The sequence below is a fragment of the Millisia brevis NBRC 105863 genome (assembly GCF_001552615.1).
Classification (GTDB): domain Bacteria; phylum Actinomycetota; class Actinomycetes; order Mycobacteriales; family Mycobacteriaceae; genus Millisia; species Millisia brevis.
In genome coordinates, this window is sequence record NZ_BCRN01000035.1 from 1 (window position 1) to 11,922 (window position 11,922).

Genomic DNA, 11,922 nt, shown 5'->3' on the forward strand with positions numbered 1-11,922 from the left:
CGACGCCGGGTCGCGCCAGCCGCGGCGCGGCGACCGCGGCCGGGGTCGCGCGCAGCGCCTCGTCCCGACCGACATCCGGCGTGCTCGAGGCCGCACTATCCGCCGGCGGCAGCCACAGCCGGCGGCGGCGCATGACGGTCGTCGGGAAGCCGCGCAGCGGCAATCGGACCGGGCCGGGCACCGCCCACTGCGCGCGGTCGAGGCGCGGTTGCGCCAGGACCACCGTCGCCAACGCCCGGCTGAACTCCTCGAGCCCGCGGGCGGTGCGCCGGGAGGTCGTCACCACCACGGGATCCGCGGTGTCCCGCGTGCCGTCAGCTGCTGTACCGGCGAGGGTGCCGGCGATTCCGGCGGCCAGGATGGGGTGGTCGGCGATCTCGACGAAGATCTCGGCGGCGGCCGCGACGATCGCCCGATCGAAGCGAACGGTATTGCGCACGTTCAGATACCAGTAGTCGGCGACGGAGATGTCGTCGGGGATGCGCGCGCCGAGAGTGCCGCCGATGCAGGCGATCCGCGCGGCGCCGAAGCCGTCCGGGACTCCCGCCTCCGCCAGGTCGCTCCGGATCCGCGTCGCGAGCGGTCGCATGGCGGTGGTATGCGCCGGATGGGTGATCGCGATCGGTCGGGCGAACCGCCCCGATGCGGTGGTGTGCGCGATCAGGTCGGCGATCGTGGCGCGGTCGCCGTTGACGCAGACCGATTCCGGGCCGTTGACCACGGTGATCTCGGCCCAGCCGGGCCGGCGGGCGATCGATTCGGCGGCGTCCCGCTCCGAGATGCCCAGGGCGGCCATCGCGTGGTCGTCGATGGTGACCGATGCGGTGGCGGCGGCGCGGATCTCCGCGATGCGGATGGCGTCGCGGCGGTCGAGCAGTCCGGCGGCGACCGCGGCGGCGATCTCGCCCAGGCTGTGCCCGACGGTCAGGTCGGGAACGACACCGTGGTCGCGCCACAACGCAAGCATGCCCAACGCGTGCACCACCAGAGCCGGTTGCACCGTGGTGCCGTCGGCCCCTTCGGCCCCGTCGTCGAGCAGGTAGCGGCGGACGACGGCTGCCCGGTCGGCGGAGAGGTGCTCGAGGCACCGATCGACCTCGGCGCGGTAGCCGGCGGAGGCGGCGTGCAGCCCGGCACCCAGACCGGGGCGTTGGCTGCCCTGGCCGGCGATCACCATCGCGATGCGGCGCGGCTCGCCCACCGTGGCGGTCACCACGTCGGGATGGCCATGGCCGCGGGCGATCGCGTCGACCGCCGCGTCGAGCGTCGAGCGGTCCCCGGCAAGGATCAGGGCGCGCCGGCGACGCGGGGAGCGGGTGCGCCACAGCATGTCGGCGATCGCGGCCGGCGGGACCTCGGGATAGGCGGTCAGATAGGCGTCGAGGGCGATCGCCTCGTCGCGCAGGCCCTCCGGATCGTCGGCGGTCAGCAGCACCGGGGTGCGTCCGTCGGGAAGTCGATGGTCAGGCATCGGGGATCGTCACCACCAGATGGGTGTTGTGCCCGGTGATACCGAAGGCGGAGACCGCGGCGTGGCGCGCACCGTCCCGGCTGGGCCAGGCCGTCGCGGTGTCGGCGAGGGCGAGACCGCTGCGGTCCCAGTCGATCGCGGTCGACGGCGGGTCGGCGTGCAGGGTCGGCGCGACGACCTCGTGTTCCGCGGACACGAGCACCTTGATCAGGCCGATCACGCCGGCGGCGGCCTGGGTATGGCCGAGGTTCGACTTGACCGAACCCACCCGCACCGGGGTGTCGATATGGGCGGCGCCGTACGTGTCGGCGAGGGCGCCGAGCTCGATCGGGTCGCCGACGCGGGTGCCGGTGCCGTGTCCCTCGACGACATCGACGGTGGCGGGGTCGATTCCGGCGCGGTCGATCGTCCGGGTGATCAGGTCGCGTTGGCCGTCTCGGTCGGGGACGGTGATCCCCGAGCGGCCGGCGTTGTGGTTCGAGGTCGCGGCGGCGATCACGCCGTGGATGCGGTGGCCGAGGCGGCGGGCCCGTTCGGCGCGCTCGACGAGGACCACGCCGGCGCCCTCGGACCAGATGGTGCCGCCCGGTCCGTCGGCGTAGGGCCGGCAGGTGCCGTCCGGAGCGAGGGCGTGGTTCTTGGCGAACTCGACGAACATCATCGGCGATCCCATGACGGTGACGCCGCCGGCGACCGCCCACGGGCATTCGCCCCACCGAACGGCGTTGGCCGCCTGGTGGACCGCGGTCAGCGAGGCGGCGCAGCCGGTGTCGATGGTCATCGACGGGCCACCGAGGCCGAGGCAATGCGAGACCCGGCCGGAGACGCCGCTGAGGGAGGTCCCCGCGAGCAGATGACCGTTGTGATCGCCGGGGACGGCCATTGAGGGCCCGTACCCGTTGGCGTTGACGCCCATATAGCAGCCGGCGTCGCGCCGGTCGGCGGCGTCCTGTGGGTCTTCGCCGGCGGTCTGGAGGGCCTGCCAGGTCACTCGCAGGGCCACCCGCTGCTGGGGGTCCATCGCGGTGGCTTCGCGGGGGCTCAGGCCGAAGAGACCGGGGTCGAAATCGGCGGCGCCGTCGAGGAATCCGCCCGAATCGGGGACCGACATCCACCCGTCGCGTCGGCCGAGGTCGGTCAATGCCTCCGGGGACCAGCCGCGGTCGGTGGGCAGCGGGGTCAGCAGGGTGCGCCGGGCGATCAGGGCGTCCCAGAAGGTGTCGACCGTGTCGATGCCGCCGGGCGCCTCGATGGCCATCCCGGCGATGACCACCGCATCGTCCGGCACGGTGGCGGTGGTCACCGCGGCACCGCCACAGGTGGTGCGGCGAGCGCGTCACCGAGTTCGCCCAATCGGCTCTCCAGGTAGAAGTGGCCGCCGGGCAGCAGCGAGACCTCGAGGTCGGCGGCGGTGTGCTCCCGCCAGCCGTGCAGGTCCCCGGCGAAGACGATCGGATCGTCGTCGCCGCCGAACGCGTGAATCGGTGCGGCGAGCCGCACGTCGGGGGCGCAGCGGTACGCGTCGATGGCGGTGTAGTCGGCCTTGAGGACCGGCAGCGCCATCCGCAGCAGGTCGCGGTTGGCGGCGATCTTCGGGTCGGTGCCGCCGAGGGCGATCAGCCGGTCGAGGATCGCATCGTCGTCGCGGGGGTGGCGGGGGTGTTCGGCGATCCGGCTCGGTGCCGGGACCGCGGAGACCGCCAACAGCCGGACGGTCGCACCGGCGGCCTCGGCGGCGCGGGCGAATTCGAACGCCACGATGCCGCCCATGCTGTGGCCGAAGACGGTGATCGGTGCTCCGGTGTGATGTTCGGAGCGGGCGAACTCCTCGAACGCACCGGCGCCCAATTCCTCGATCGACCCGGCGGCCGGCTCCTTCATGCGGTCCTGGCGGCCCGGATACTGCAGGGCGACCACGTCGAAGTGCCGGCTGAACTCCGCCGAATAGGCGCGGTAGGACGAGGCGCCGGTCCCGGCGTGCGGGCAGAGGACCAGGGGCGGGGCGGCCGGGTCGGCCGGTCGGTGGAATTGCCGCACCCATCCGAGCGTCGTCACTGTGCCTCCTGCCGCTGTGGTTCCGGTGTCGGTGCCGTCGGGTCGATCGGTGCTGTCGGGTCGGTCGGTGCTGTCGGGATCATCGCCACGCTCGCAGGACCTCGAGGCGTTCGCGGATGGCTTCGGGCAGCCGCGGTCCGGCGCCGATCGGTTCGGCCGGGTGAGCGGCGATCGTGTCGAGGGCGCCGGTGAAGGCCGCCACCACCGCGTCGATGTCGACCTCGTCGAACGATCCCGGCGCGTACGACAGGACCATGCGCAGCCCGTCCTCCGGGAAGACGGTCAACAGCATCGCGTGCTCGGAGGCCGCCCGCGCGGAGAAGGTGAGCAGCTCGAGGTCGGCCTCGCCGAGCAGGCGTTCGAGGTCGGCCCGACCCGCCGGATACGCCTGATAGGCGATCATCGTGTCGAACAGTCGCCGCACCCCGGTGACCCGGTGGGCCGCGGTGATCGGATAGTGGTCGAGATCCATCAGCGGGATGCGGCTGCGCTGGATGGTCGCGAGATGGTCGGCCCAGGTGCCGGTTTCGTCGATGCCGATCGCGCGGGGCACCGTATTGGCATACGAGCCGACCGCGGTGTCGACCCCGTCGATGTCGGCGGGTCGGCCGGCGACCGCCTCGCCGAAGACCGCGGTGTCCCGGCCGGTCACCAACCGCAGGGTGGTCGCCCACGCCAGCTGGCAGGCCGTCGAGACCGTGGTACCCGCCGCGGCGGCGACGTCGCGCAGCCGCTGCGTCAGGTCGGCGTCGACCACGAACTCCCGTTCGATCGGCAGATCGGTGACCGAACCGCTGTGCTCCGGGGCGACCAGGCAGGCCTGCCGCACGTCGGCCAGGTACTCCTCCCAGGCCCGGGTGGTCGCCTCGCGCTGCTCCCCGATGCGGGTGAGGAACTGCGCGAAGGTATCCGCCGACTGCGGGGCCACCGTGTGGTCCCCGAGGACGTAGTCGAGGAAGGCCTGCGCCGGCATCAACTGGCCCGACCAGCCGTCGGAGACCAGATGGTGGGCGGTGAGCACCAGCAGGTGTTCCTCGCCCGGCAGGTGCGCGACCGCGGCGCGCAGCAGCGGCCCGGAGCGCAGGTCGAACTGCTCGGCGAGGTCGTCGGTGAGCATCCCGTGCAGCACGATCGCCGGGTTGTCGCCGGCGGGGGTCGGTGTGGTCAGGTCGATCTCGCGAACCGGGATCGTCGCCTCGTGCGGGACCACCGCGACCGGCCGTCCCTCCCCGGTCACATCGATCGATACCCGCAGGTTCGGGTACCGCTCGGTCGAACGTTGCAGGGAGGCGATCATGCGCGGGGTGTCGAGCGCGCCGCGCACGCCGATCAGCATCTGCACGCAGTAGACGTCCGCGTCGGCGCCGGCCAGCCCGGCGAGGTAGATCGCCTCCTGCATCGGGGTGAGCGGATGGACGTCGTCGATCCGGCCGTGGCGGCGTTCGAAGGTGTCCAGATCGGCCTGGCTGATGCCGTCGGCGCGCACGTCGCTCGGCGTCAGGTAGCGGCGCCCTTCGGTGCGCACCAGGTCGACGGCCGCGGTCAGCGCCGCCACCCAACGCCTGCCGATGCGCTCGACCTCGTCGCGGTCGATCGCCCCCTCCGGGAAGCGCAGTGCGGCCTCGAGTCGCGCCCGATCCCCCTGTGCCAGTGCGACGGTGGTGATGTCGAGGATCGCGGCGGCCTGCAGGGTGTCGGCGGCGTGGACCGCCAGGAAGTCGACCTCGGGGGCCGGCAGCCAGGGGGTCGCCGCCCGGTCGACGCGGGGATCGGCGAACCGTCCCATGTAGTTGAACGACACCGCCGGAGTCGGGCGCCCCGCGAGGGTCTCGCGCGTGTCGGGGTTGAGCCGGCGCAGCAGACCCCAGCCGATGCCGTTGTCGGGGATCGCGCCGAGGCGCTCCTTGACCCGGCGGATCGTGGCGGCGATGTCGGTGCCGTCGGTGTCGAGCGTGATCGGGTAGGTGGTGGTGAACCAGCCGATCGTCCCGGACAGGTCGGCGTCGGCGAAGAGCGCTTCCTCGCGGCCGTGCCGTTCGAGGGTCAGCGAGACCGCCGCGTCGGTGCGCCCGTCGGCCAGGGCGACCACCAGGGCGGCGACCTGCAGATCGGTCAGATCGCAGCCGAACGCCGGAGCGACATCGGTGCTCAGCGCCGCGACGGTGTCGGCGTCGAGGGTCACGACGACCTCGCGGACGGTGGGCACCCGGTCGATCGTCGGGTCGAGCGGGCGGTTACCCACCGGCAGCTCGGGGATCGTGTTCGCGGTCGCCCAGAGATCGAGTTGATCGGTGATCCGCGGGTGCGCGGCGAGATCGACCAGGCTGGTATTCCAGGCGCGCAACGACGTTCCGCCGGCGGCGGCCGGCGCGGCGGGCGCCGTCCACGCGGCGGCCAGGTCCTCGGCCAGGATGCGCCAGGAGACGCCGTCGACCACCAGGTGATGGATCACCAGCAGCAGACGCCGGCCGGCGGGGCCCTGCACGCGGGCGGTCGCCCACATCGGGCCGGTCACCGGGTCGACCCGTTCGCCGAGGATCGCGGTCCACTCGGTCAGCGCGGCACCGAGGTCCCCCTCGACGGTGACGTCCTCGACCTCGACGGCGGGAAGGTCGGCGTCGGTGGGGATCTCGAAGGTGGGAACCCCGTCGGCGTCGGTGCCGAGGTGGGCGCCGAGGATCGGGTGACGAAGCTGCACCGCGGTGAGGGCCGCGGTCAGTCGTTCCACGTCGGCGTCGTCGGGCAGCACCACGCTCGTCGCCTGGCAGTACCGGGTATCGGCGCCGACGGTGTCGACCAGGGCGCGGGCGACCGGTCCGAGCGGCGTCGCACCGCGGTCGGTGTCGAGCGGAACCAGCAGCGGCGCGTCGGAGGCGGCGGCGTCGCCGGTGGCCGCGGCGATACCGGCGATGGTGCGCGCCTCGAACAGCGCCCGGGTGGCGATGGTCAGTCCCCGCTTGCGCAGCGCGGAGGCGGTACGAATCGCGGCGATCGAATCTCCACCGAGGGCGAGGAAGTCGTCATCGGCGCCCAAAATCTTGTCGTCCGGTAGTTCGAGGGCGGTGCGGATCACCGCGGCGACCAGATGTTCGCGTTCCCCGTCGAGCGGGCGACCGTTCCCGGCGGCGGTGTCCTGCTGTGGGTCGGGCAGCGCCTTGCGGTCGAGCTTGCCGTTGGCGGTGAACGGCAGCGCCGCCATCCGCACCAGGTAGGTGGGCACCAGGTAGGCGGGCAGCCGCTGGGACAGGTAGGCGATGATCTGCGCGGCCTGCTCCGCCGGCGTCGAGGTGACCCCGGGGTCGGCGATGTAGTACGCCGCCAGCGCGGCCCCGGACTCCTTGGTGACGGCGATCGCCGCCGCGGACATCACCCCGGGGACCTGGCGTACCGCGGTGCCGACCTCGCCGAGTTCGATGCGGTGACCGCTGATCTTGACCTGGTCGTCGGCGCGGCCGACAAATTCCAGGCGGCCGACACCGTTGAAGCGCACCAGGTCTCCGGTGCGATACATCCGCTCCCCCGGGGTGCGGCCGAAGGGGCAGGAGACGAACGAGGACGCGCTGCGACCGGGGCGACCCTGGTAGCCGCGGGCGAGTTGGGCTCCCCCGAGCCACAATTCGCCCTCGACTCCGGGCGGTACCGGCCGCAGCCGCTCGTCGAGCACCCAGACGCTCGAATTCGACTCGGGCAGGCCGATCAACGCCGACCGGTAGCGGGCGGGGTCGACGGTGGAGAAGTCCTCGTAGGTGATGTCCATGGTGGTCTCGGTCGGACCGTAGAGACCCAGGACCGGGCAGCCGAAGACCTTGCCGGCCTCCTGTGCGAGCCACGGCGACACCGACTCGCCGCCGGTGGCCAGGAAGCGGATCGACTCGAGCTGCCGCGGGTCGATATCGGCGTCGAGGAAGGCGCGCAACATGGTCGGCACGAACGACACCACAGTGACCTTGTGCTGTTCGATCGCGTCGGCGAGCGACTTCGGGTCGACCCACCACCAGCCGGGCTTGGCGAGCACCAGAGCGGCACCGCAGGCGGCGCTCGCGACGATCTCGGCGACCGCGACGTCGAAGCCGATGGGCGTCTTCTGCAGGACCCGCTCGTCGGGGATCATGTCGAAGGCGCCGACCATCCACTGCACCCGATTGGCGACCGAGCGATGCTCGATGATCACGCCCTTGGGGCGACCGGTCGTTCCCGAGGTGTAGATGATGTAGGCGGCGTCGCGCGGATGCACCGGCCGGTCGAGCTCGCCGACCTCGACCGGGGTGTCGGAGTGCTTCTGCGCGATGGCCTCCCGAACGTCGGCGTCGGCCAGATCGATCACCGGGATCCCCGGGTCGCCGGGGTAGCGATCCTCGGTCAGCGACCGGATCACCAGGACGGGTCGGGTGTCCTCGACCATGAATTCGACGCGGTCGTGCGGGAGGTCGGGGTCGATCGGCAGGTAGGTGGCGCCCGCCCGGAAGATGGCGGCGACCGCGATCGGCAACCATTCGCTGCGGTCGGCCTGTACACCGATCGGGTCCGCGGTGCGCACCCCGCGGGCGAGCAGTTCGCGGGCGAGTTGGTTGACGCGCCGGTCGAATTCGGCGTAGGTCAGCTCGATGTCGTTGAAGACGACCGCCACCCGCTCGGGGGTGCGGATCGCGGAGCCGCGGATCATCTCGTCGACGGTCTGCGGGGTGATCGCCATGTCGTCGCCGTGCGCCCAGCCGGCGATCCGGTCGCGGTCGGAAGCCGAGAGCACGACCAACTCGGCGATCGGGGTGTCGGCGTCGGCTGCGGTGAGGATCTCGTCGATGTACTCGTGCAGCCGGTCGATCGTCTCGACGTCGAACAGATCGCTCTGGTAGGTGATCTGCACGTCGACGCGGTCGCCGATCACGAAGACCTCCACCGCGATCGGCAGCAGCGCGGAGCCGTTGTCGATCAGCTCCCACGTCGTCGTGGCGCCGGGCAGACGCGGGCCGTCGATCCGGTCCTCGAGGAAGAGCACCATCGTCTCGAACAGGCCGATGCCGATATCGGAGTTGACCGACTTGGCGTCGGCGACAGCCCGCTCGTACGGATAGCGCTTGTGGCGGAAGGTGTCCGCGTTGATCGCGCGCACCCTGGCGACCACGTCGTCGAAGCGGGCGTCGGGGGCGCTGTCGTAGCGGAGAGCGACCATATTGCTGAGGTTGCCGATCAGCAGTTCCTGGCCGGGCTCCTCACGGTTCGCGATCGTCGTACCGATCACGATGTCGGACTGCCCGGTGATGCGGCGCAGGGCCAGATAGTAGGCGGCCAGGAAGGTCTCGAAGGTGGTGGCACCGAGGCGACGGGAGATCCCACGCAGCGCGGCGGTCGCGGTCGGGCTCAGATCCCGGTCGCGGCGTGCGCCCCGATCCGACATACCCATCGGGCGCCGGTCGTAGGGCAGGGCGAGGGCGTCGAGATCCCCCGCGAAGCGCTGCTTCCAGAAGTCGGCGGCGGCGCTGTGGTCGTCACGGTCGAGGCGGTCGTGCTCGTATTCGGCGAAGTCGGCGACCTGCCGGTCGAGCGGGGCGGCGTCGATGTCGCCGACGAGCGCCTGCCGGTAGAAGCGCTCGATATCGCGGGACAACGCCGGCAGTGTCATTCCGTCCCAGGCGATGTGCTGGATAGCCAACGCGACCGAGACGCTGCGCTCCCCCGTGCGCGCGAGGACCAACCGCAGGGGCGCCTCGGTCGACAGGTCGTAGGGCCGCGCGACCAGTTCGTCGATCTCCCGGCGCCATTCGCGTTGCGCGGCTTCCGGGGCGAGGGACGTCAGATCGAGACTCTCGAAGGGAACGGACAATTCGGACGCGATCAGCTGATAAGGTACGCCCGAATCGTCGACGTGATAGGTGGTGCGCAGGATCTCATGGCGAGCAACCAGGGCATCGAAGCTGCGCCGCAGGGCCTCGTCGTCGACATCGCCGTCGAAGGTCAGCACCAGGCAGAGGTTGTAGACCACGCTGCCCGGAATCAGTTGCTGGAAGGCCCAGACACCGCGCTGCGCGGACGAGAGCGGAGCGCGATCGGGTAGCCGCCGACGCGGGATGTCGCCGACGTCGTCGAGCAACCCCTCCCGGGCGAGCCGAGCCCGCATCGCTTCTTCGACGGCTTCGAGCGCACGCATCCGACGATCCCCTCCGCTGGCGGATAGCGACCCCACCAACGGGAGCCGCATCATTGCTGCAACCAACCGGCCCAACGAGTTTGGACACCGGTCCGCACGCCAAGTCAGCAAGGCAAGGCTAACATAAATAATTGGGTCTCGGCCGGGTCCCGACGTGCCCTCGGCCATCCCCTCGATGCCGCGAGCGATATGCCCGTTTCGCCTGGTACGGCATCCGATCCGAGGTCACCGGGGCGACGAGGGAGCCTCGATCAACGCCGCCTCGATCAGCGCCGCGGCTATCCGCCGACCGACGGCCGAGGTGCGGCGGGAGTTCTCCCGCAGACGCATGGCCAGTTCGCCCGTCACCACCACCAGAACCTGTTCGGCCAACGCCTCCGGGTCGCGGCAGGCGATGTCCGCGGCCAGTCGGCCCAGGGTCTCCCGCAAGTGGACGGTGTCGCGGTCGACGGCCGCGGCGATCTCCGGGGGCGCCGCGGCGTACTCGGCGGCGGTTCCGAGAAAGGCGCACCAACGGGCACCGGCCGGCCGCCGAGCGAACTCGTCCATCGCGTCGAATACCGCCAGCAACCGCTGCGCGCCGTCGTCACCGGCCGCGTCCACCGCCCGATCCCACAGCGCTCGCCACCGCTCATGGCGCCGTTCGAGGGCCGCGGCGACCAGCGCATCCTTGCCCCGGTAGCCGCGATACATCGTGGCCGCCGATACCCCGGCGCGGGCGAGGACCGCGTCGACCGGAGTCGCCTCGATCCCCTGCGAGAAGACGAGTTCATCCACCGCGTCCAGCAGCTTCGTCTCCGAGGAGGTGCGCATCGGCATGGGGCCCAGACTAAACTCACCAAAGTGAAACGTGCGTTTTCGTTTTGTCGATCGTCGACGGCAGTGGTGGTCCTGGGGACGGCGTTCGTCGCGGCGACCTACGGCCTGGTGCGACTGGCGTACGGCTTGTTCCTGCCCGATATCCAACGGGACCTCGGTCTGGACGCAGCGACGGCCGGCTACCTCGCATCGGGATCGTCGTTGATCTACTGCGTAGCCGCGACCTGCGGTTTCGTCCTGGCGGATCGCGCACCCACGGCGTTGATCGGCGCGGCCGCGGTGAGCGCATGCGGCGGCGTCTGGGGGATGGCGGCGTCCGGCACCGTCGGCATATTCGGCGCCTGCGCCGTCCTGTCCGCGGCCGGCGCCGGGTTCGCCTCGCCCTCCCTGGTGAGCATCATCGAGCGGACGGTCGATACCGCCGACCGGGGCAAGGCGCAATCCGTGGTCAACGCCGGTACCGGCCCGGGGCTGATCGGGGCCGGACTTGTCGCGCTCGCGCTGCTGCCCGACTGGCGCGGCGCCTGGTGGCTGATCGGCGGCTTCACCGCCACGGTCGCGGTACTTCTGGTCGTGTCGGCGACCGGCCCGGCGACCGGCTCCACCCGCGGACGCCCGGCGCGACCGTCACGGCGCTGGTTGCTGCGCCATCTGCCCGCCGCCGGGGGCGCGGCGGCCCTGGGTGCCGGTTCCGCCGCGGTGTGGGTCTACGGCCGCACCTACCTGGTGGACGTTGCCGACATGTCGTGGCACGCGGCGGTCGCAGCGTGGATTCTGCTCGGCATCGGTGCCGCGGCGGTGATCGCCACGGCGCCGGCGATGGCGCGGTTGACCGCGACGCGCGCCTGGATGGTGGGCGCAGGGTTGATGGCCGGCTCGATTCCGATCCTGCTGCTGACACCGAATCCGAACGCGGCCATCGCGATCGGGACGTTGGTGGTCGGGTGTATCGCTTTCGGTTGGGGATTCACCGCGGCGACCTCGGCGCTGATCGCTTGGACGGTCCACATCGATCCGGCACGCGCGGCGGCGGGGACATCCCTACTGTTCGTGGCGCTGCTGCTCGGACAGGCGATCGGCTCGACGGTCGTCGGCCTACTGATCACCAGCGCAGGCTATTCCGTCGCCTTCCTCACCGCCGCGGCCCTGGGCGCGCTGTCGGTGCCGTTCGGTTCGGCCGGCTTCGGCGGCGCCGGGGCGCGCCACCCGACCGCCACCGGAGCGCCTATCCGAGGGTCGTCCGCAGCGCCGCCAGCGTCGCCTCGTCGAGCCCGGACGCTGCCATCGGAGCCACCGAGTGCGCCGACTCCGATGACGTCGCGCCGGGCGTGGCGGTCTCGGTGATCCGATCGAGGTGCTCGGCCAGTTCGCCGACCGTCGGATATTCGAAGACCGCGGCCACATCGACGGTGACAAAGCCCTTGCCGTTCAG

At 71.6% G+C, this 11,922-nt stretch carries 6 protein-coding genes; 1 reads left to right on the forward strand and 5 read right to left on the reverse strand.

The window, feature by feature from the left end; all coding sequences use genetic code 11:
* From MB1_RS24545 to MB1_RS24565, 5 genes are all read right to left on the reverse strand, one after another.
* The coding region (locus MB1_RS24545; protein ID WP_157084389.1) for an acyltransferase domain-containing protein at positions 1-1,471 on the reverse strand (1,471 nt) is incomplete at its 3' end.
* A complete protein-coding gene (locus tag MB1_RS24550) occupies positions 1,464-2,774 on the reverse strand; it encodes a beta-ketoacyl [acyl carrier protein] synthase domain-containing protein (RefSeq protein WP_066913689.1) in 1,311 nt (436 codons plus the stop codon). The genes MB1_RS24550 and MB1_RS24545, both read right to left, overlap by 8 nt.
* On the reverse strand, positions 2,771-3,526 hold the full coding sequence (locus tag MB1_RS24555; RefSeq protein WP_066913691.1) for a thioesterase II family protein: 756 nt from the start codon (positions 3,524-3,526) through the stop codon (positions 2,771-2,773). Before MB1_RS24555 ends, MB1_RS24550 begins: the two co-directional genes overlap by 4 nt.
* Before the next feature lie 79 nt (positions 3,527-3,605).
* Entirely contained in the window at positions 3,606-9,671 is a 6,066-nt protein-coding gene (locus MB1_RS24560) for a non-ribosomal peptide synthetase (RefSeq protein ID WP_066913693.1), read from the reverse strand.
* 225 nt (positions 9,672-9,896) lie between these two features.
* Complete coding sequence (locus MB1_RS24565; protein WP_066913696.1) at positions 9,897-10,490, reverse strand: TetR/AcrR family transcriptional regulator; 594 nt, start codon at positions 10,488-10,490, stop codon at positions 9,897-9,899.
* 24 nt (positions 10,491-10,514) lie between these two features.
* On the opposite strand from MB1_RS24565, the gene MB1_RS24570 reads away from it, so the two are divergent.
* Positions 10,515-11,834 carry an MFS transporter gene (locus tag MB1_RS24570; protein WP_245650354.1) on the forward strand — a complete coding sequence of 440 codons (1,320 nt, stop codon included), beginning with the start codon at positions 10,515-10,517 and terminating at the stop codon, positions 11,832-11,834.
* Positions 11,835-11,922: the final 88 nt, after the last annotated feature.

Excerpts from the sequence above, each read along its gene's own strand:
- MB1_RS24560 (WP_066913693.1), bottom strand. The coding sequence starts at position 9,671 with ATGCGTGCGCTCGAAGCCGTCGAAGAAGCGATGCGGGCTCGGCTCGCC.
- MB1_RS24565 (WP_066913696.1), bottom strand. The coding sequence starts at position 10,490 with ATGCCGATGCGCACCTCCTCGGAGACGAAGCTGCTGGACGCGGTGGAT.